Raw genomic sequence first — 20325 nt, 5'->3', positions numbered from 1 at the left:
TATGAGTTTGCACTAAAAGCCCCCCCGTCACCGGGTGGAACATTTGAATTACCACCGCCATTTCTCCCTTTCGCCCAACCAATTTTTAGATGCCGATGCGCGACGAATGGGCCAATGAGAGGAATTAACCAGACAAATGCAGTCCAACTCAATTTTCGGCCAACCGTGAGCAAGTCACGAGAAGCAATCTCGATAGACACGATGAATGCGAAGGAATAATTGAGAAATGCGATAAGCTCCAAGCCTGCAACCTGCCAATTACTCTCCATAAACCTCCATCATGTACTCATAACGAATGATATGGACTCCCCCTGCTCCCATGGCATCAATCATGTGCCACATTGAAGGTGTAGTCAGACTTCAATCAGAAGAGGGGGAGTCCTCATGAATGTTACAACTATTGGCATCGATCTGGCGAAAACTGTGTTCAGTATTCATGGCACCAATCAATACGGCAAGGTCGTGGTTCGCAAACGGCTTAATCGCCCTAAACTGCTGGCGTTCTTTGCACAGCTGCCACCGTGCCTGATCGGTATGGAAGCCTGTTCTGGTGCCCACTACTGGGCACGGGAGATGACCAGGCTCGGCCACGATGCCCGGATCATTGCCCCCCGCTTTGTTGCCCCCTATCGCAAGAGCAGCAAGAACGACGACAACGATGCCGAGGCCATCTGCGAAGCTGTCGGTCGACCCAATATGCGTTTCGTAGCGATCAAGACCGAGGATCAACAAGCGGTACTTTGCCTACACCGCATTCGTCGTGGGCTGATCAAAGAACGCACGGCCCAGATCAACCAGATTCGTGGACTGCTGGCTGAGTTCGGGCTGATCATCCCTCAAGGGCGCTATCACGCTCGACACCGGATTCCAGAAATCCTGGAGGATGCCGAAAACGGCTTACCCATGCTGGCAAGGCGATTACTCAACAACATCAACCNGCGCATCCTACAACTTGATGAAGAGATCCTGGCTTATGACAGGGAAATCGAAGCCATGGCCCGGCGTGATGAGCAAGCCAAGCGCCTGATGGCTATCCCTGGCATTGGACCACAAACCGCGACAGCCATTCTCGCCAGCGCTCCTGATCCCAGACAATTCAAAAGCGGACGACATTTTGCCGCCTGGCTGGGTCTGGTGCCCCGGCAATATTCGACGGGTGGCAAACCCCGATTGGGCAGAATCACCAAGCGCGGAGACAAATATCTTCGAACGCTGTTAATTCATGGCACCCGAGCAGTCATAGCGAAATTATCCGATAAGAATGACCGGCTAAGCAGTTGGGCCAAAGAGTTGGTAGAGCGACGTGGGTACAAGCGGGCAGCCGTCGCGTTGGCAGCGAAGAATGCCCGGATTATATGGGCACTGCTCATGAATCAGACAGAGTTTAAAACGCAGCCTCTGGAGGGCTGATAACCGAGCAACGACGACAGGCAGAGCACGCCTGCCAACCGAGTCTTGCAACGGCAAGCGATGACGGAACGGTCAGACCAAGAGTGATAGAGCCTGTTTAGCTCAGCGGCTATAACAAGCCGACTAACGAATGAGGCCATCACTCACACGCATCATCATCCTGGCCCGGGCAAAAGCGCCCACACAGAGGCCGAATGTAGAGCTGCAGTCTCAAACCGATTCGAAATCAAATGGCGTTGCTTGACCGCAGGGGGAGTCCATGTAGCCTTGCTAAGCGGTTGTGGTGAAGTGGCGGCTTGTTTGCGTTTTTTTTTGCAAACAAGGTGACAGTTTACCGCAATCCGACTTGAGCAACTTGTTATGTGCCTTATTTAACTCGATACCTTAATAAGACAAGGTTATCTAACACAACATTGTTTGACCAAATAAATGAAGCGCCAGCACCAGAGAACTGTTCTTGGAAGTTCATATAAGCTTTCTTATTATCGACTCCAATTTCAGACTCCGTAAACTCCACTGCGTTTGGCCAAGATAAGTAGCTGTCGTCTGATTTCCAATTTACCGGTATATCCCAATGTAATGAGTAGGTATCAATGTATTTATCCGCACCATTGGTATCGCATTCTGTTGTTGAACGCTGCTCTCCAATCTCTTTAGCACAACTCAGATCATAAATAGGGGAGGTGTAAAAAGTTTGAGCTGACCAACTAGAATCTGTTATCGTATCATCAGAGAAACTTGCTATAAAACCACCGTCTCCTGGGTGAAAACGTTTACCACGATTATCTTCACTACCCAAGCCAGAATTTTCTTCCCAATCAACAACTTTGATTGCAATATCATATGGCTTTTTAACTTTAAATTTCACGACATTGGAATTAAAAGGAGTAAAAGGTATAGGATCCACGGCTATTAACTTACCGTTTATAAATAACTCAAAGTAATTATCCGCAAATATGTACCCTGTAATAACCTCTCCATCTTTATCTACTTCTATGATAGGTACGGACGACAAGTTAACCTCAGATAAAGATTTTGGGGTTACCTTCGAGCATTCATTATAAAGGTCTGTGGCAAAACTATTTTGTTCATACTGAACCTTTGCAGGAACAATATATTCAATATTATCATATTTTTTAATGCCGACTGGAGACGGACGTGAACGTCCTTTTTTACAGGTAAATAACGTTGAAACGTTGACTTTAGCCTCACCTTTAATTACATGAGCAGTCCCAGCATAATCACTAGAACTAGCTGATGACGAAAAACTTAACATAGTAAATAACGATAGTACCGAAAATTTAATTTTAGTATTCATAAATATTCCCTTATGAAATAGTAGTTATGCATATATAAAAGAACCAAAGCATAGGCACATAACAGCTTATTAGTTTGCATTCTTATTAAACCTCAACACTATCGCCCCGCCCAAAACTCCTTCACAACCCGAATAGGCTATATTTTTCAGAGTATTACCTTTCTATCTCAGAGGGCTTTTGGGCTCCTGATCTTGTCAAAAGTGTGCACGCGGGATATTTGTGCGCATTTTTGCAAGTTAAATCCAGAGGGACGAAAATTTCCCTCGCCGAAACAGATACCTACAGAAATGCTTTGTGAAAAGTGTGCAGAGCCGTTCACATTAAACCGCAGGAATTTTGGCGTTTTGAGTATTTTTCATTATACCCACACTTTAGCGACAGGCCGTTTCGCCATCAAGATTCTCCGGTCGCAATCGGGGCGATCGAACGTTCTGAGTTTTGAAAATCGTCGGTTTCAGAGCGGCGCAGGAGGAAAAATTGGCGGAAATGGCTGGTTCTCGAATGTTCGCTTTTGTTTAATCGGGCCGACAACCAGCAAGCTTTGGAACCAATGACAGCCGAACACTTCATTAACGTGTTCCCAAAGAAGTTAGAGTCTTAAGGTCAGTTCAAGGAAGGATAAAAGGCACCCATTTTGTCTACATAGCGTCTACAAAAGAGCTTTAGAAGCGCGCCGGGATTTTCCAGAAATATATAAGCTATTGATTTTATTGGTGCTCCGGGCCGGAATCGAACCGGCACGACCGTGAGGTCGAGAGATTTTAAGTCTCTTGTGTCTACCAATTTCACCACCGGAGCATTCGGGGGCAGGTTTTAAGGGCCAGAATTGTATAAGGCCTCGGATAATAACGCAATTCAAAACGCCGCCGGCAAGCTTTACCGGCGGCTTCGGTACCTGCTACTGGCTGGCAACACCAGGGTTTTCGCCGTAGTTATGGTGATCCCCGAGGCGTTTTCCGTCCACTTCCTTACCGTAGAAACCATCATGGTTATGGAAGGTTTCAGCGGTGCTGTCCAGGGAATCCTGAGTGCGGCGTCGGGGGTCCTGGGGGCGTTCGTGGCTGTTGATGAACGCTGCCAGGTCCCAGGCGTCCTGATCACTCAGGGAGTATGGTTTGCCCAGTGGCATGTTGGCTTTGATGAAACCTGCTGCGGTGTTTACACGGTGCATCCCGGCTCCCCAGTTGTAGGCTCCGTCGCCCCATAGAGGTGGAAATACAACCTGCCCTGCCACCCGCTGGCCGTTGCCATCATCACCATGGCATACCGCGCATTGTTCTGTGTAAAGCCTGGCACCGCGATTGCGGTCATAACCGCCCTCCGGTTTCTCAAGTTTCTGGTAGGCACGGCCCGGGAGAGCCTTGTTGACAGGTGCACCGGTTGATAGCCAGTGAATATAGGTCTCCATAGCAACGAGGGTTTCACTGCCGGCTTCCGGAGGGATGCCGTTCATGGAGTAGGTAAAACAACCCTGCAGGCGCTCTGTAAGAGTGTTTACCTTGTCATTTTTGCTTCGATACGCCGGATACATTCCGAACGCTGCCCACATGGGTGCTGAGTGAGCCGCCCGGCCAGCGTCCAGGTGGCAATTTACGCAGTTCTGGTCGTTAAACACGTTTTTGCCGCGCAATTGCTGGGTATTCATGAACAGGTCGCGGCCAAGGCGAACCATGTCTCCATACTGGTTGTCGGGTATATCTGCTTCCAGTGGTGGCTTAAAGGTGACCTCGCCTGCAGGTCCTGGGGGTATCTGTTTCTGGTAATCCACTTTGGTGTCTGCTGCGTGAACAAGCGTAGACAGGGCCAGAACCAAGAAGGAGCTGACTGCAACCGAACGGAGTGATTTCCGGATGTTCATTAGTGGCTCTCCTTTTGGCTGGTCTGCTTCGCCAGTTGCTCGGGCAGCTTCGCATAATAGTCGGCTATAACCGAGATCTGCTGTTCGCTGAGCCGTTCCGCAATGCCTTTCATCAATTCGTTCGGATCATTGTCACGGGTTCCGCTTCGCCAGGCGGTCAGTTGAGCTTTCAGGTAGCTTGAGTGCTGCCCCGCCAGAGCCGGAAAGGATTTCCCTACCCCCATGCCGTTGGGCCCATGGCACTGGTTGCAGGCGGGGATGACGTTATCCCAGTCGCCACGCATCGCCAGCCATTCGCCCTGGTTATCCGGGTTTGCGGTCTGGTGAGTAACGGCTGCAGTTTGTGATTCGAGGTTCTGGTAGTAAGTGGTTACCGCCTGAATATCTTCATCGCTCAGTGCTGATGCAAAAGGCTGCATGATCGGGTTTTTTCGAGTGCCTTTGGCGTAGTCATGAAGCTGCTTGCTCATGTATTCAGCATTGAGGCCTGCGATGTCCGGGAAGCCAGCAGCATCGTTGCCCTTCCCGTCAGGGCCATGGCACATGCTGCAGGCCAGAGCACCTGCGCCGTTGCCCTGTGTGGCAATGGATTCTCCAGGGTCTGAATCTCCGGCAGCAATCGCTACACTTACATTCAGCGCCAAGGGGGCGGCTAGTGCAAAGAATACGGTTTTTATGTTTTTGCTCATCAGTTTGCTCCTGACTTTCTTTGTTCTGGCAATCTGCACGGATATCTCAGTTTGATTTCCGCGCCATGCCTTTATAAATATAGCCTGCTATTTTAGGAGCATTGGGAATGTAGAAGTTCTCAAGCTCCTCCAGCTCAAAACCGGCGTGGCGGATCAGATCTGCGATATGTCGGTTCAGGTGGCAACCACCGGATATTTTTTTCCAGCCGGGGGTAATCCTGTGTTGCCACTTACGGGTAGTCTCATGGGGTGCTTCACCATGCTCCAGAAATAGGAGTTCGCCCCCTGGTTTCAGTACCCGTTTCATCTGCAGCAGTGCGGTATTCCAGTCAGGTATAGTGCATAACGTAAAGGTAAGCAGAATAGTATCCACACTATTGTCGGCGAGAGGGATCTGTTCTCCCGGCAGGCCCAGCCACTCCACATGTATCGGCGAACGCTTTACATTGGGAATTGCTTTGCGCCGCATACCGTCTGAAGGCTCAAGCCCGTAAACCATGGAAACGGTTTCCGGGTTGTAGAATTCCAGGTTAATACCTGATCCCATGCCTACTTCCAGAACCCGGCCTTTGGCTCTCGGCACAAGCTGGCTGCGCAGCTTCATAACCTGGCCCATAGAACAGGCACGGTCTATGATGTGTGGCAGTATCCGTTCTTCGTAATAGCTCATGCGTTGCACCAAAATTGTCTTAAGTCAACGAGTGCGACAATCTGTCCTATCGGTTTTGTTACCATATCCGGTAGCATGCACCGTATCTGCTGGTAATAACAATATAACAATACAAGCTAAGGCAGCGACCGAACGAGTTTGCTGGGCTCGTTTATTGTGAAGTTATCATTACCGGAGTGTTCCTATGGAACTAGATCCTCTCATTCTGTCGCGAATTCAGTTCGCGTTTGTTGTGTCTTTTCATGCCATATTTCCGGTGTTTACCATCGGCCTTGCTTCCTATATCGCTGTCCTTGAGGGGCTTGCGTACAAAACGAGAAACCCCGTTTGGGCAAAGCTGTCCTCATTCTGGACCACAGTGTTCGCCGTGGTTTTCGGGATGGGTGTGGTATCCGGTATCGTGATGTCGTTCCAGTTCGGCACCAACTGGAGTAATTTTTCCCAGGCGTCCGCCAATTTCCTCGGCCCCATGCTGAGCTATGAGGTGATTACAGCGTTCTTCCTGGAAGCGGCATTTCTTGGTGTGCTTCTGTTCGGGCGTGATCGGGTGCCTGCGGGCGTCCACCTGTTTGCGGCGATCATGGTGGCCACAGGGACCTTCATTTCTGCATTCTGGATTCTCTCCGCAAACAGCTGGATGCAGACCCCTGCGGGCTTCGAACTGCGTGATGGTGTTTTCCATGTAACTTCATGGACAGAGGCAATATTCAACCCGTCATTCCAGTACCGCTTCGCTCACAAGGTTCTCGCGTCTTTCCTTACCGGCTCTTTTGTTGTCGCCGGCGTAAGCGCGTGGTACCTGCTTAAGGGCCGCGAAGTAGAGGCCAACCGCAAGGCTCTCTCAATGTGCCTTTGGCTGATTCTGTTCATCGCGCCGGCACAACTCCTGGTAGGTGACGCACACGGGCTTAACACCCTTGAGCATCAGCCAACCAAGGTAGCGGCTATGGAAGGTAACTGGGAAACCTCTTCACATGTGCCACTCCTGTTGTTCGCCATTCCAGACCAGGAGAACCAGACCAACCACTTTGAAATCGGCATTCCGAGTATGGCCAGCCTGATTCTGACTCATTCATTCGATGGTGTGGTGCCAGGCTTGAAGGATGTGCCGCGCGAAGAACAGCCCCCGGTTGCCATTGTGTTCTGGTCGTTCCGGACCATGGTCGGGCTTGGAACCTTAATGATTCTGATGGGGTTCACAGGGCTGGCGTTGCGGGTTGGTAACCGCTACTGGCGCGCCCGCTGGTTTCTGCAGAGTATGCGCTTTATGAGTGTTGCTCCGTTTATTGCGGTACTCACCGGCTGGTTTGTAACCGAAGTCGGCCGGGCACCCTGGCTAGTGTACGGGATAATGACTCAGGCCCAGGCTGTAACCCCGTCGCTGACCGGAGGCATGGCCCTTTTCACGTTGATCGGCTATGTGGTGGTTTATTCCATGGTGTTCTCTGCCGGTTTGTATTACCTGATGCGAGTGCTCTATGAAGGGCTTGAGGATAAATACGACAATGAGCCCGACGAATCTGACCGGCCTATGCGACCTCTGTCTGCCAGTCATGTGCCGTTTGAGTTGCACGAAGACTCAAAACTCAAGCCAGTCAATCAGGGAGGCAAGTGAATATGGAACTGTTTGATCTCACATTGGTCTGGGCATTTATTATTGGTTTTGGCGTCATCATGTATGTACTGATGGACGGTTTCGATCTGGGCGTGGGAATCCTGTTCCCCTTTGCTCCGTCGGAGCAGGATCGCGACACTATGATGAATTCCGTCGCGCCCGTTTGGGATGGCAACGAAACCTGGCTGGTGCTTGGCGGCGCCGGACTTCTGGGCGCATTCCCTCTGGTTTACAGCATTCTGCTGCCTGCACTGTATATCGGTGTTTTCCTGATGCTCGCCGGTCTTATTTTCCGGGGCATTGCCTTTGAGTTCCGCTTCAAAGCGCGTACTTCACGCTACTTGTGGAACTGGGCCTTTGCCGGAGGTTCCACAGTAGCAGCCTTCGCTCAGGGCGTTGTTGTCGGGACCTACATTCAGGGTTATGAAACGACTAATGGCGTGTTTACAGGTGGTGGCATGGACTGGCTGACTCCCTTTACGGTGCTGACCGGCCTTGGACTGCTTGCAGGTTATGCGCTGCTGGGCTCTACCTGGCTGATCATGAAAACAGAGGGACGGCTTCAGGAATGGGCTTACAGGATCTCCCTGCCCCTGCTGGCAGCCGTGTTGATTGTCTTCGGGATTATCAGTGTCTGGACACCCTTCATTGACGACATGGTTCGTGAGCGCTGGTTCAGCAACCTGAGTATTATCTGGGTGCTGCCTGCCCTGACTCTGCTGTGTGCATTCCAGATTTTCCGGTCTGTACGCAATCGCTATGAAGGCATGCCTTTTGTGGCCACAATGGGATTGTTCATCACAACCTATCTTGGCCTGATCGTCAGTCGCTGGCCTTACCTGATTCCACCTGACTACACCCTGTGGGATGCGGCGTCAGCATACAACTCACAGGTATTCCTGCTGTTGGGTCTGTTGATTGTGATTCCCTTCGTGCTTGTGTACACCGCCTGGACCTACTGGGTCTTCCGGGGCAAGGTACGGGCTGGTGAGGGCTACCACTAAGTGAGTGAAACGCAGGTTGAGAGCAGCGCCGTAAGGCGCTGGCTCTCCGGGCTTGCCAGCGGCAATAAGCGCTGGATCCGGGGTACAGTTGCAGCCGGCACCCTTGCAGGTGTCGCAACCATCGTCCAGATGGTGTTTCTGGCCCGGATCGTTCACCTTGGAGTTATTGAAAATGCGCCAGCCTCTGTGCTGGCGCCTCTTTTTGCCGGGCTTGTACTGGCTATTATTTTTCGTGCGATAGCTCAGGGTGTTCAGACGCAACTCGCCGCAAGATGCAGTGAGCAGGTTCGTCGCACTGCGCGCAGACAAATTCACAGGCACTGGCGAAACAGTGGCCCGCTGGCCCTGGGGCAAACCTCAGCTGGCAGCCTGGCACGGGAATGGATTGATCACGTTGATGCGCTGCACGGATATTTTGCGCGTTTCCTCCCCCAGATGATCCTTTCTCTTGTGATTCCTTTGCTGATTCTGTTGCTTGTGTTTTATCTGGACTGGTTTGCGGGGATTTTCCTTCTGCTGTCAGCTCCCCTGATTCCCCTGTTTATGGCGTTGGTGGGTATGGGCGCAGAAAAGCTCAATCAGCAACATTTCGAGACCATCAGCCGGCTGTCTGGCCAGTTCCTCGACAAGGTCCGGGGGCTGACCACCCTGCAACTGTTCGGGCAGACTGACAGCGCCGCAGAGCTGATCCAGAAACGGTCGGATCATTACCGCAGGATTACCCTCAAAACCCTGCGTATTGCGTTTCTGTCATCAGCGGTTCTGGAGTTTTTCGCGTCGGTTGCGATCGCCGTAATCGCCATTTATATCGGCTTTGGTCTTCTTGGCTATATCACCTATGGACCATCGTCTGATCTGACGCTTTTCTCTGGCCTTCTGATTCTGTTGCTTGCCCCGGAATTCTTTCAGCCATTGCGTACGCTCTCCCAGCACTATCATGATCGTGCCGCTGCACTTGGAGCTGGCGCAGAGATTCTGGCAAGGCTTGGTACTGATGCGCCTACCGCTCTGGCTCCTGAAAAAGAGGCAGGCCCGGAGGGTTTGGCCCCTGAGCCGGATACAGACACAGATACAATCAAGCTGAACTCTGTGTCTGTGGCATTTCGCCCGGACCACAAGATCCTGAACAATATCTCTCTTACCGTAAGTAAAGGCGAGGTAATCGCCCTGACCGGTCCATCAGGAAGCGGTAAATCCACCCTTTTACACCTGCTGGCAGGTTTTCTGGAACCAGACAGCGGCGATGTTCGCCTGTTCGGTAAGCCCGCGGGTAGTTTTGCTTTTGGCTGGCTTGGCCAGAGCGGTTTTCTCGTGCATGGCACATGGGCGGACAATCTGCGGCTTACGAGCCCGGACGTCTCCAATGTAGCAATAGAAGCGGCCTTGCGAAATGTGGGGCTTGGCCCTTTACTGGATAGCCGGGAAGCTGGCATTTTCAGTGCAGTTTCTGAAGACGGCCAGGGGCTTTCCGGTGGACAGGCCCGGCGCCTGAGTCTGGCCCGTATTTTCGTTGCGGACTATGAGGTGATTCTTCTGGATGAGCCTACCGCCGGCCTCGACAGTGACAGCGAACTCTTTGTACTGGAAGCCCTGCACAAACTCGCTATGGCAGGCAAAACACTGATTTTTTCCACCCATCATCACGCCCTGCTTGCTCTTGCTAACCGGGTACTGCTGGTTTCCGGAGGAGATATCAGGAATGTCTGAGTTAAAACCCTGGCTGAAGCTTATCTATGCCCGTCCCGGAAGACTTCTGATCGGAGCTCTGTTAATGCTTGCAGCCCTGCTCTCCGGCCTTGGGCTGCTGGCGTTGTCTGGCTGGTTTATTACAAAAACCGCGCTGGCAGGCATTCTTTTGGCAGCAAGTTTGCCGGCCACGATTAACCTCTACATTCCCGGTGGTGGCATACGTTTTTTTGCGGTATCCCGCACGGTGTCCCGTTACGCAGAGCGCCTGTATAACCACGATACGGTGTTAAGGTTATTAACCGATATCCGGGTTGAACTGTTTCGCAGGCTGGCCTCTGCTGGTCGGGGTCAGAGACATGAGTTAACCGGCGCTCAATGGCTGTCCCGGCTGACAAATGATGTTGATGCGCTGGATACCCTATACCTGCGCCTGATCGCCCCTGCTGCACTTGCAGCATTTGTTACGCTGCTCGTATTCGGCTTTTCAGCGATACTTTTTGATATTCAGGTTGCTGTCGGAGTTGGGATGATACTCGGAGTGGCTTTTGTACTAGCTACATTGGGCACATATATACGAACCGTGAAAATTGCTGCCCGCCAGAGTGATCTGCAGGAAGCTCTGCGAACCTCTGTTATAGAACACCTGGAAGGTTTTGCTGAACTTACTGCGGCCGGACGCACCGGAAAACACGGAGCATGGCTCCTGCGGCAGGCGTATCAGTCGTCGTCGGACCAGGTAAAAGCGGATTCCCGCATTGGCTGGCACCAGTCGGGTTCGCAGTTGTTGATTAACCTGTCTGCGGTGTTTGCACTTTGGGCCGGTTTTGAGCTGTTTCGTTCAGGAGCTATATCCGGCCCTGTTCTGGTTTTACTGCCTATAGCCCTCCTCGGGCTTGCAGAAGTCTATAGTATGTTGCCTGATGCTTTCGGCAAGCTGGGGGCCACCCAGGCGTCTGCCGCCAGGCTGAACCGGGATTGCCGGGAGCCAGACTCCCAGGGCGCCGCACATACCGTTGTTCTGCCAGAAGGTACGGCGCTGCTGGCAAAAGACCTGACGGTTAAGTACCCGGCATATGCGCCGCTTTTCACTCACTTCGACCTGCAGGTAAAAGTCGGTGAACGAGTGGGGATACTCGGGAGTTCCGGTAGTGGGAAATCATCCCTCGCCGACGCTTTTTCCGGGCTGCTGGTGCCTTCAAACGGAGCCTGTGTCACCCTGCCATGCGCCTATCTCACTCAGAAAACCGTGTTGTTTGAAGATACCTTGCGGGCAAATCTTCTGCTGGGTTCGCCAGACGCAACTGAAACAGACCTATGGCAAATTCTGGAGAAGGTTGATCTGGCTGAGCGGTTTATGTCGGAACCGGATCAGCTGGATACCTGGCTGGGCAGTTCAGGCAGCAGGCTTTCAGGCGGCGAGGCGCGGCGTGTCGCCCTTGCCCGTGTGCTTCTGAGCCAGGCGCCCTTGCTGATTCTGGACGAGCCATTCACTGGTGTTGATATGGCTACAAAAGAGAAAATCACCCGGCATATTGATGCCTGGCTGGAAGGCAGAACGGTAATCAGTCTGGCACACGGGCCGGATGCCCTTACGGGCACCGACCGAGTGATCCTGCTTTAGCGGGTTTCGACCACTTCAAACGTCAGCCCTGACTTGCCTGTCAGGCGTTCCATAAGTTTATCCCCGAGTACTGAAGCTGGCGTCCAGAAGCCCCCGGGATGATCTGCGGGAATATCAAATGCCAGGCACATGCCGGCTTCACCAAGCATTTTACTGGTTGAACCATAACCTGGGTCGGCATCACCCGTGACTTTCGTAATCATTGTTCTGCCGTCCGAGGTTCGCCCCACAAATCGAAGGTCATAGAACCCGGCCTTCTGGGCGTCCGGATTAGGGCCTTCACCCGGCTGGGGTACGATTTTTTCAATCAGCCAGCGGGAGGGCCTGATAGCTGATGCGGTGAAGAATCCGGCCAGCATTGCTGTTATGCCATAGGCCTTCAGGCGGCCCTTGGTACCACGGCCGGTCATCATGGCTTCATCGTAGGTGAATTCTTTACCGTATCGGGCACTTTGCATAGCGTTTGAACGGTGCACGATGCGGGTATTGATTGCCCCCATAACGAATGGCGCAAGCCATACATTGAAGGTCTTGTCGAACTCTGCTCCTTTCAGGCTTGGCTGTCGTACCTGTGAACGGTGTTCCGGTGGGCAGATAGAAAACGGATTGGCCAGTTCTTTACGCAGTTCCGGGTCGGCAGCGGCTTCTTTGGCGATGTTAATCATTGAAGCGACCGTACCACCAGACAGGCCACCCTTGGCAACCTTCACGCGCATACGCACATCCTGACAGGGCTCGCCAAAGGTTTTCTCCGCCTGTTGCTGCAGAAAGAAAACACCCATATCAGACGGGATGGAATCAAAACCGCAACAATGAACAATCCGCGCACCGGAGGCCTTTGCCTGATCTTCGTAACGCTCCACCATGCGCCGGATCCACTGTACTTCGCCTGTAAGATCGCAGTAATCCGTACCAGTTGCTACGCAGGCCTTTATCAGGGGCTCTCCGTACAGCGCATAGGGCCCCACGGTAGAGATAACTACACGGGTCTGCCCGCACATTGCTGTAAGAGCCTGGTCGTCAGTGGCGTCCGCAAGAATTACCGGCAACTCGTCGGCGCCGGTGCCCAGGCCTGACTTCAGAGCGCCTAGTTTTGATTCTGAACGCCCGGCGACGGCCCACTTGAGCTCCCCTGCAACACCGTAGGATTCGAACAGGTAGTGTGTAAGTATCTGGCCTACGAAACTGGTAGCACCAAAGACAATCAGATCGTAGGTTGTTGCTGCTGGCTTACTCATTATCTATCCCTTTTTGGAGTTTCGATCTGGAGCTGTCCCATTACCAGTAAAGTACCCCACAAAGCAGGAAGACGCTAACAGTCAGTCTTTCCGGATGCGCTGAATTCTGGTCTCTACCGTAACCGTTAATGACTCCAGTTCCGCCGCTCGGGACAAGCCTTCGGCGGTAGCGCGGTAGAGATGAGGTGTCATGGCCAGAAGATCCGAGATGGCACCTTTGTCCGGGAGGGTCAGGTTATAGCGAACAAACGATATATCCACATTTGTAAACCCATCGGGAGCAGTGTCTGGCACTAGCCGGGGATCTTTCAGTTCCGGATAAATAATTTCCCGGAGTTCCCGTAGGTGGTCTGGCCCTGCATCTATAAGAATAATCTCACCGCCGGACCGGAGCACTCGGGCAAACTCCGGGTACACGGGAAAGCCGAACAGGCACAATATGCGGTCCAGTGTTTCTGTCTGCACAGGCAGGTTGGCATTACTCCCCACAACCCATGCAGGATTTTTATCCTGTTTGGCCGCTGATAACACTGCCCATTTGGATATATCCAGCCCCAGAAGCGCGAGGCTGGTATTTTCAGGTGCGCTATCGGCGAGGTGACGCAGGTAGTATCCCTCCCCGCAACCGGCATCCAGGCAACTGATGGAGGCTTCAGTGGTACCCTTGGGGAATACAGCACAGCTGAGTGCTTCTGCAACAGGCTGATAATACCCTGCATTCAGGAAACGCTGACGGGCTGCAACCATCTCTTTGTTGTCGCCTGGGTCCCGGGATCGCTTATTCTGCACAGGTAGCAGGTGAACATAACCCTGGCGTGCAATATCGAAGGTGTGGCCGGCAGCGCAGCTCCAGTTCCTGGCATGTTTCTGCAATGGGGAGCCGTCAAGAGGACAGGCAAGAGCTTCGAACGGGCTGACAGTCATTTCTGGGTTTCCGGTATAACAGAACAGGAGCGGGCATTAATTTACAGTTTAAGATGCTGAAACAAAAAAGACACCCGAAGGTGCCTTTTTTGAAGTCTGACAGAAAGTTACAGAACTTTCTTCAGTTCTTCTTCAAGTTGCGGTACCGCTTCAAACAGATCCGCTACCAGGCCATAGTCTGCAACCTGGAAGATCGGCGCTTCTTCATCCTTGTTGATCGCAACGATCACTTTGGACTCCGACATACCGGCCAGATGCTGGATAGCACCGGAAATGCCCACCGCGATATACAGCTGCGGGGCAACAATCTTGCCGGTCTGGCCTACCTGCATGTCGTTGGGCACAAAGCCTGCATCGACTGCGGCACGGGATGCACCCATACCAGCACCCAGAAGATCCGCAACCTTCTCCAGCATGGCGAAGTTGTCGCCATTCTGCATGCCACGACCACCAGAGATAACAATGTCAGCACTGGCAAGATCAGGACGGTCGGATTCCGCTTTCTGCTCGCCTACAAACGAAGACAGGCCAGCGTCTTTTACAATGTCCAGTTGCTCGACAGAAGCAGAGCCACCTTCAGCAGCGACCGGATCAAACCCTGTCGGGCGAACGGTAATTACCTTGATGCTGTCGCTGGCTTTAACCGTGGCGATGGCATTGCCCGCATAGATCGGGCGGACAAAGGTGTCTTCAGACTCAACACGGATAATGTCAGAGACCTGAGCAACGTCCAGCAGCGCAGCAACGCGTGGCATGAAGTCCTTACCGGTAGTACCGGCAGCGGCCAGNATATGGCTGTAGCCTTTACCCAGTTCGGCAACCAGTTCACCCAGGTTTTCACCCAGAAAGTGGCCGTAAGCCGCGTTGTCGGCAACCAGTACCTTGTTTACGCCTTCAGCCNTGGCCGCAGCTTCTGCAACTGCGCCGCAGTTTTCACCGGCAACCAGGACATCAATATCGCCGCCGATGGCTTTGGCGGCCGCTACAACACTCAGGGTCGCCTGTTTCAGGCTGCTGTTGTCGTGCTCAGCAATTACAAGGATGCTCATCAGATCACCTTCGCTTCGTTCTTCAGTTTATCGACCAGTTCGGCAACATCAGCCACTTTTACACCAGCCTGACGGGCCGCAGGTGCTTCAACTTTCAAAGTGGTCAGACGTGGTGTGATTTCAACACCCAGATCAGCCGGGCTCGTTACGTCGAGTGGCTTTTTCTTGGCCTTCATGATGTTTGGCAGAGATGCATAACGCGGCTCGTTCAAACGCAGGTCTGTGGTTACAACCGCGGGCAGATTCAGGGAAAGGGTCATAAGACCGCCATCTACTTCACGGGTCACATTAACNTTGTCGCCCTCAACAGCCACAACGGATGCGAAGGTGCCCTGCCCCATACCAGTCAGTGCAGCCAGCATCTGGCCAGTCTGGTTGTTATCGGAATCAATGGACTGTTTACCGAGAATGACCAGTTTCGGCTCTTCTTTCTCAACAATGGCCTTAAGCAACTTGGCCGCTTCAAGAGANTGAACCTCTTCGTCGGTTTCCACGTGGATACCACGGTCAGCGCCCAATGCCAGAGCGGTACGGATTTGCTCCTGGCAGGCCTTGGGGCCAATGGATACCACTANGATTTCGTTAGCAACACCTTTTTCCTTNAGGCGAACCGCTTCTTCAACAGCGATTTCGCAGAATGGGTTCATTGCCATTTTTACGTTGGCGAGATCAACACCAGTATTATCCGGCTTGACGCGGACCTTTACGTTGTAGTCGATTACTCGTTTTACAGCGACCAGAACCTTCATAGATTCCTCGTTCTTCTACGATGGGTTAATGACTCTATCAAAAACACTCTAATAAAGGCCTGTTCGGGCGGGTTACAGAGTATTCTCGATTGCTTCGTCTCGGCGAGATACCAGCATTGTGTGTATTCAGGCCGAACGTTATAAAAAGCGGCCTCGCACTGGGGCCATTCGTCACGGCGGACTAATACTGAAGGCAAAGATTAAGTGGGTCAATAGCTCAGTTAGACGCACCATGGGTGTTTCCTGAGCCAGTCAACCAATATGCAGCCTTCTGAAAAAGGCATAAACCTGCGGAGAACCGGACTCAGCGCACTGATTTATAGTGCAAAACTACAATGCCAAAGCTGCGGTCAAATTTCAAACAAACGTTTGATTGCACACTCAAATACGTTATTCTTTGAGGCCATATAGCCGGAGTTTTTGGCAGCGGGTAGTCGTCTGCGGATACATTTAAAGGTATGATGGCGCTCCAGAATTCAAAGCCTGCGGGCAATATAATATCCATTAAAAATAATGTTGAGGAGACCAACGTGGAACGCGAATCGATGGAATTTGATGTTCTTATCGTCGGCGGCGGCCCTGCTGGCCTGTCTGCGGCGTGCCGTGTTATGCAGTTGGCACAGGAAGCTGGCGAAGAACTGACTGTATGCGTGGTAGAAAAAGGCTCAGAAATCGGCGCTCACATTCTGGCCGGTACTGTGTTCGAACCGACTGCGCTCAATGAACTCTTTCCCGACTGGAAAGAGAAAGGCGCTCCACTGAATACTCCCGTCACCCGTGACGACATTTTCCTTCTGAAAGACGAGAACAAAGCTACCAGGATCCCGAACGCGTTTGTGCCCAAAAACATGCACAACCACGGCAACTACATTATCAGTCTTGGGAATCTTTGCCGCTGGATGGCCGAGCAGGCTGAAGCGCTGGGCGTTGAAGTATACCCGGGCTTTGCTGCTGCCGAGACTATTGTTGAAGACGGTCAGGTAAAGGGCATTCTCACCGGCGATATGGGTGTTGCCCGAGATGGTTCTCACAAAGACAGCTATATGCCGGGTATGGAGCTACGCGCCAAGTACACTCTGTTTACGGAAGGCTGCCGCGGCCATCTGGGTAAGCGCCTGATCAAGGATTTCAACCTTGATGAAGGCAAAGACCCTCAGCATTATGGTATTGGTATCAAGGAACTGTGGGACATTGATCCGGCGAAACATGAGCCTGGTCTGGTTGTTCACACAACTGGCTGGCCTCTTAAGGAAAGTGGCTCAACCGGTGGTTCTTTCCTGTATCACCTCGAGAACGGCCAGGTTTATGTGGGTCTGATTTCTGATCTGTCCTACAGCAATCCGCACATGAGCCCTTTCGAAGAGTTTCAGCGCCTGAAACTGCACCCGGAAGTCAGGAAATATCTTGAAGGCGGAAAACGTGTGTCATATGGCGCTCGTGCCATCACCAAAGGTGGTTTCAACGCTCTGCCCAAGATGAGTTTCCCGGGCGGCCTGTTACTGGGTTGTGATGCGGGCACCCTGAATGGCTCCAAGATCAAAGGCTCACATACGGCCATGAAGTCTGGCCTGCTGGGTGCAGAAGCAGTCTTTGAAGCCCTGAAAAATGGTCAGTCTGGTGAGGAAATCACCAGCTTTGGTGACCGGTTCAAAGAAAGCTGGCTCTACAAAGAACTTTATGACGAGCGTAATTTCGGGCCGGCAATGCACAAGTTTGGCAACTATGTGGGCGGTGCAATAGCTTTCTTCGAGCAGAACATTCTGCGCGGAAGCCTGCCATTCACCTTCCGTGACACAACGCCTGACTACGCAACCATGAAGCCTGCGTCTGAGTGTAAGAAGATCAACTACGCCAAGCCGGACAACAAGCTGACCTTTGACCGCCTGACGTCGGTGTTTGTTTCCAACACCAATCACGCAGAAGATCAGCCTGTCCATCTGAAGCTGACCGATCCGGATATTCCGATCAAGGTAAACCTGCCGAAATACGATGAGCCTGCTCAGCGTTACTGCCCGGCCGGAGTTTATGAAGTGATTGAGAAGGATGACGGAAGCGGCAAACAGTTCCAGATCAACTCGCAAAACTGTGTGCACTGTAAGACCTGTGATATCAAGGATCCTTCCCAGAATATTACCTGGGTAACACCGGAAGGTGGTGGTGGACCAAACTACCCCAACATGTAATTCCGGATCAGGATCAAAAACGGCCCCTTGTGGGCCGTTTTTTTGTTCATCGTCTTATCAGGCATAAAAAAACGGCTCCCTGGGGAGCCGTTTTCGATATGACTTCAGAAAAGCTTAGTGAGCGTGACCGTGCTCTTGCTCTTCATCAGTCGCATCACGGGCTTCGATAACTTCTACATCAAAATGCAGAGTTTCACCAGCCAGCGGGTGGTTCGCGTCAATGGTAACGGTTTCTTCGTTAACGTCCACAACACGAACAACCTGAGGGCCGCCCGGAGTCTGTGCCTGGAACTGCATGCCCGGCTCGATGGTGTCTACACCTTCAAAAGCGGTACGCGGAACGGGCTGTACCAGTTCTTCATTGATTTCGCCGTAGCCGTCAGCTGGCTCGACAGAAACCTTCAACTGGTCACCTGGTTTTTTCTCATTCAGTGCACTTTCAAGTCCACCGATGATGTTCTGTGCACCTTCCAGATAAGACAGAGGCTCACGACCTTCTACACGGGAGGAATCGAGTTCTTCTCCCTGGTTGTTGGTGAGCGTGTAATGGATGGTGACTACGCGAGGTTGGGCCATGTGATCTCCTTGAGTGTCGCAATGACTGTATGTTTGATTAGGGGTAATCGAAAGTAATCATGAACAGCCAAACTGCACAGAGGGACTAACGACCACCGGGCCTCGTTAGAGAGCCAGGCTCGTAACAAGCACGAAAACACAGTTTAACAACTGACACAGTGCGTTTTCTACCGTCTTTTGTGGGGGCTTCCCTAAGCTTTTCAACCGCCCTGACCGATTTTGTAGAAATTTCCGTGGCTGAACACGCCGAACACGGCTTTTTCATCAACGGTTTGCTCAACAACATGTTCCGCAAGATCATAGTAAGCGGACGTTGTAAGCAGGGCGTCAACACCGTGTCGAACGCGGATAACGGGCCTGGGTTGCCCGGAATCTGCGTAGGTGCCGACCTCGAGAGGGTGCTCATCGCTCACCTCAAGGGTTTCACCTACGTTGGTAGTTAACCTGATGATCTGGCCTTCGCCCTCTCCTTCTATTTCAACAGAGTGAGCAAGCAATGGCGTGTCTTCCACCTGAATCCGCCACTTCTCTACCGGAGTTACGAGGTAGTACTCACCATCTTCCTCACGGCGAAGAATAGTAGAGAACAGCCGGACGATGGCTTTCCGGCCCAGAGGCTTACCTTCATGAACCCAGTCCCCATTCCGGGTTATGCGAAGATCCATGTCTCCTGACAGTTCCGGATGCCACTTCTCCAGCGGTGGCTGGCTGAGATTGCCCCCGGTGTTCTGTACCTGCTCAACAATATTTTCAGGATTCCCGCTCATACATCTGCTCCGCATAGCGACGAGTTACAAACCACGCTGCCATTCAGGCCGCAATGGGACCGCACCGGGATTTGTTATGGCAAGGTTAACCTGATCCAGCAGCTTTTGCTTGTCGCGACCCAGGTTCCCCTTAAGGACGAGGTAATTCGAGGCATGATCGCTCCGGAACACCGTCCGGTCCAGCTCAAGGTGCTCCAGAAACATCCGGATTTCTTCAAACAATCCCTGCTGGGACAGGGGCACGAAATCCTCACCGAAACCCTCGCGGAAACGCTCTTCCCCCTGAGGAAAACTCACCACCAGTGTAGACAGGTAATCCGGTTGGGTTTCGTTGCACAGAGTTGCGGTATTTATGGCATGCTGCCGTGACAGGGTTTCACCACCGAGGCCGTTAAGCACCATCACTGAACTGGTCAGGCCTGCCTCGCGGATTTTCACCAGGGCTGACCGGGTTGATTCCCAGGTTTCCCCTTTATTAATCCGCTTCAGTACCTCATCGTCGCCGGACTCCATTCCCACATAAAGGATTTTCAGGCCTGCCTCTCTTAATTGAGAGAGCTCCGCTACAGATTTTTTCGCAAGATTCCTTGGAAGACAGTAGCTGGAAACCCGCTGAAGTTCCGGGAACGCAGTTTTCAGTTCTGCCAGAATTTCCAGAAGCCGGCGCGTTGGTACCACCATGGCATCCCCGTCGGCCAGAAATACCCGTTTCACGCCGCCCAGACTTCTGGCTGCATTGTCGATATCCTGTTTCACATCTTCAGGCTTGCGGGCCCTGAACTTTTTCTGGGGCTGGGTGTACATTTCACAGAATGTACACTTATTCCAGGAGCAGCCATTGGTGACGGGAAGAATCAATGATTTGGCTTCACTCGGAGGCCGGAACACTGGCTCTACATAATCAATAGGAAAACTGTACATAGTCTGCACTCGGTAAAATAGAAATGACCCTGCCTGCAAAACA

Annotated in this window: 17 protein-coding genes and 1 tRNA gene; 6 read left to right on the top strand and 12 right to left on the bottom strand. The window is 52.2% G+C overall.

What is annotated here, in order from left to right:
* Positions 1-384: 384 nt before the first annotated feature.
* On the top strand, positions 385-1410 hold the full coding sequence (locus CPA50_RS07440; protein WP_096781778.1) for an IS110 family transposase: 1026 nt from the start codon (positions 385-387) through the stop codon (positions 1408-1410).
* A gap of 367 nt (positions 1411-1777) precedes the next feature.
* On the opposite strand, the gene CPA50_RS07435 is transcribed toward CPA50_RS07440, so the two are convergent.
* The 5 genes from CPA50_RS07435 to CPA50_RS07415 all read right to left on the bottom strand — a co-directional run bounded on the left by CPA50_RS07435 (position 1778) and on the right by CPA50_RS07415 (position 5946).
* Entirely contained in the window at positions 1778-2728 is a 951-nt protein-coding gene (locus tag CPA50_RS07435) for a hypothetical protein (RefSeq protein WP_096781777.1), read from the bottom strand.
* Between the two features lie 712 nt (positions 2729-3440).
* Positions 3441-3527: transfer RNA gene (locus tag CPA50_RS07430), tRNA-Leu, on the bottom strand.
* A gap of 100 nt (positions 3528-3627) precedes the next feature.
* Positions 3628-4587 carry a c-type cytochrome gene (locus CPA50_RS07425; protein WP_096781776.1) on the bottom strand — a complete coding sequence of 320 codons (960 nt, stop codon included), beginning with the start codon at positions 4585-4587 and terminating at the stop codon, positions 3628-3630.
* Positions 4587-5276: a c-type cytochrome gene (locus CPA50_RS07420; RefSeq protein WP_096781775.1), complete on the bottom strand. Its 690-nt coding sequence runs from the start codon at positions 5274-5276 to the stop codon at positions 4587-4589. The genes CPA50_RS07425 and CPA50_RS07420 overlap by 1 nt, the downstream gene beginning before the upstream one ends.
* 46 nt (positions 5277-5322) lie before the next feature.
* Entirely contained in the window at positions 5323-5946 is a 624-nt protein-coding gene (locus CPA50_RS07415) for a class I SAM-dependent methyltransferase (RefSeq protein WP_096781774.1), read from the bottom strand.
* Positions 5947-6130: 184 nt separating this feature from the next.
* Here CPA50_RS07415 and CPA50_RS07410 point away from each other — a divergent pair, with 184 nt between their 5' ends.
* Genes CPA50_RS07410 through cydC form a run of 4 tightly spaced genes read left to right on the top strand, consistent with a single transcriptional unit; the run spans position 6131 to position 11875 of the window.
* On the top strand, positions 6131-7561 hold the full coding sequence (locus tag CPA50_RS07410) for a cytochrome ubiquinol oxidase subunit I (RefSeq protein WP_096781773.1): 1431 nt from the start codon (positions 6131-6133) through the stop codon (positions 7559-7561).
* A gap of 2 nt (positions 7562-7563) precedes the next feature.
* Entirely contained in the window at positions 7564-8565 is a 1002-nt protein-coding gene (cydB, locus tag CPA50_RS07405; RefSeq protein ID WP_096781772.1) for a cytochrome d ubiquinol oxidase subunit II, read from the top strand.
* Positions 8566-10272 carry a thiol reductant ABC exporter subunit CydD gene (gene cydD, locus CPA50_RS07400; RefSeq protein ID WP_096781771.1) on the top strand — a complete coding sequence of 569 codons (1707 nt, stop codon included), beginning with the start codon at positions 8566-8568 and terminating at the stop codon, positions 10270-10272.
* A complete protein-coding gene (gene cydC, locus CPA50_RS07395) occupies positions 10265-11875 on the top strand; it encodes a thiol reductant ABC exporter subunit CydC (RefSeq protein WP_096781770.1) in 1611 nt (536 codons plus the stop codon). Before cydD ends, cydC begins: the two co-directional genes overlap by 8 nt.
* On the opposite strand, the gene CPA50_RS07390 is transcribed toward cydC, so the two are convergent.
* The 4 genes from CPA50_RS07390 to CPA50_RS07375 form a co-directional block, all read right to left on the bottom strand.
* Positions 11872-13113, bottom strand: coding sequence for a saccharopine dehydrogenase family protein (locus tag CPA50_RS07390; RefSeq protein ID WP_096781769.1), 1242 nt, complete (start codon positions 13111-13113; stop codon positions 11872-11874). The genes cydC and CPA50_RS07390 overlap by 4 nt on opposite strands.
* A gap of 81 nt (positions 13114-13194) precedes the next feature.
* Positions 13195-14037 (bottom strand): putative RNA methyltransferase, encoded by an 843-nt coding sequence (locus CPA50_RS07385; protein WP_096781768.1) that lies wholly within the window; start codon positions 14035-14037, stop codon positions 13195-13197.
* 107 nt (positions 14038-14144) lie between these two features.
* On the bottom strand, positions 14145-15086 hold the full coding sequence (locus tag CPA50_RS07380) for an electron transfer flavoprotein subunit alpha/FixB family protein (RefSeq protein WP_096781767.1): 942 nt from the start codon (positions 15084-15086) through the stop codon (positions 14145-14147).
* Entirely contained in the window at positions 15086-15835 is a 750-nt protein-coding gene (locus CPA50_RS07375; RefSeq protein ID WP_096781766.1) for an electron transfer flavoprotein subunit beta/FixA family protein, read from the bottom strand. The genes CPA50_RS07380 and CPA50_RS07375 overlap by 1 nt, the downstream gene beginning before the upstream one ends.
* A gap of 530 nt (positions 15836-16365) precedes the next feature.
* Between CPA50_RS07375 and CPA50_RS07370 the strand changes: the two genes are divergently transcribed.
* A complete protein-coding gene (locus tag CPA50_RS07370; protein ID WP_096782374.1) occupies positions 16366-18018 on the top strand; it encodes an electron transfer flavoprotein-ubiquinone oxidoreductase in 1653 nt (550 codons plus the stop codon).
* A gap of 114 nt (positions 18019-18132) precedes the next feature.
* On the opposite strand, the gene CPA50_RS07365 is transcribed toward CPA50_RS07370, so the two are convergent.
* The 3 genes from CPA50_RS07365 to CPA50_RS07355 form a co-directional block, all read right to left on the bottom strand.
* The gene (locus tag CPA50_RS07365; RefSeq protein WP_096781765.1) at positions 18133-18594 is read right to left on the bottom strand and encodes an FKBP-type peptidyl-prolyl cis-trans isomerase; all 462 of its coding nucleotides are present in this window, start codon (positions 18592-18594) and stop codon (positions 18133-18135) included.
* A gap of 200 nt (positions 18595-18794) precedes the next feature.
* Positions 18795-19361, bottom strand: coding sequence for a DUF1285 domain-containing protein (locus CPA50_RS07360; RefSeq protein ID WP_096781764.1), 567 nt, complete (start codon positions 19359-19361; stop codon positions 18795-18797).
* 24 nt (positions 19362-19385) lie between these two features.
* Entirely contained in the window at positions 19386-20282 is an 897-nt protein-coding gene (locus CPA50_RS07355) for a radical SAM protein (protein ID WP_096781763.1), read from the bottom strand.
* Positions 20283-20325 lie beyond the last annotated feature (43 nt).

It is taken from the genome of Marinobacter sp. ANT_B65 (assembly GCF_002407605.1).
Lineage (GTDB): Bacteria > Pseudomonadota > Gammaproteobacteria > Pseudomonadales > Oleiphilaceae > Marinobacter.
Note: the sequence above shows the minus strand (reverse complement) of the source record. Positions and strands in the feature narration are given on the sequence as shown.

Bases quoted from the DNA above. Each gene is read 5' to 3' on its own strand.
- CPA50_RS07435 (WP_096781777.1), bottom strand. From the start codon at position 2,728: ATGAATACTAAAATTAAATTTTCGGTACTATCGTTATTTACTATGTTA.
- CPA50_RS07425 (WP_096781776.1), bottom strand. From the start codon at position 4,587: ATGAACATCCGGAAATCACTCCGTTCGGTTGCAGTCAGCTCCTTCTTG.
- CPA50_RS07420 (WP_096781775.1), bottom strand. From the start codon at position 5,276: ATGAGCAAAAACATAAAAACCGTATTCTTTGCACTAGCCGCCCCCTTG.
- CPA50_RS07415 (WP_096781774.1), bottom strand. From the start codon at position 5,946: ATGAGCTATTACGAAGAACGGATACTGCCACACATCATAGACCGTGCC.
- CPA50_RS07410 (WP_096781773.1), top strand. From the start codon at position 6,131: ATGGAACTAGATCCTCTCATTCTGTCGCGAATTCAGTTCGCGTTTGTT.
- cydB (WP_096781772.1), top strand. From the start codon at position 7,564: ATGGAACTGTTTGATCTCACATTGGTCTGGGCATTTATTATTGGTTTT.
- cydC (WP_096781770.1), top strand. From the start codon at position 10,265: ATGTCTGAGTTAAAACCCTGGCTGAAGCTTATCTATGCCCGTCCCGGA.
- CPA50_RS07390 (WP_096781769.1), bottom strand. From the start codon at position 13,113: ATGAGTAAGCCAGCAGCAACAACCTACGATCTGATTGTCTTTGGTGCT.
- CPA50_RS07385 (WP_096781768.1), bottom strand. From the start codon at position 14,037: ATGACTGTCAGCCCGTTCGAAGCTCTTGCCTGTCCTCTTGACGGCTCC.
- CPA50_RS07365 (WP_096781765.1), bottom strand. From the start codon at position 18,594: ATGGCCCAACCTCGCGTAGTCACCATCCATTACACGCTCACCAACAAC.
- CPA50_RS07360 (WP_096781764.1), bottom strand. From the start codon at position 19,361: ATGAGCGGGAATCCTGAAAATATTGTTGAGCAGGTACAGAACACCGGG.
- CPA50_RS07355 (WP_096781763.1), bottom strand. From the start codon at position 20,282: ATGTACAGTTTTCCTATTGATTATGTAGAGCCAGTGTTCCGGCCTCCG.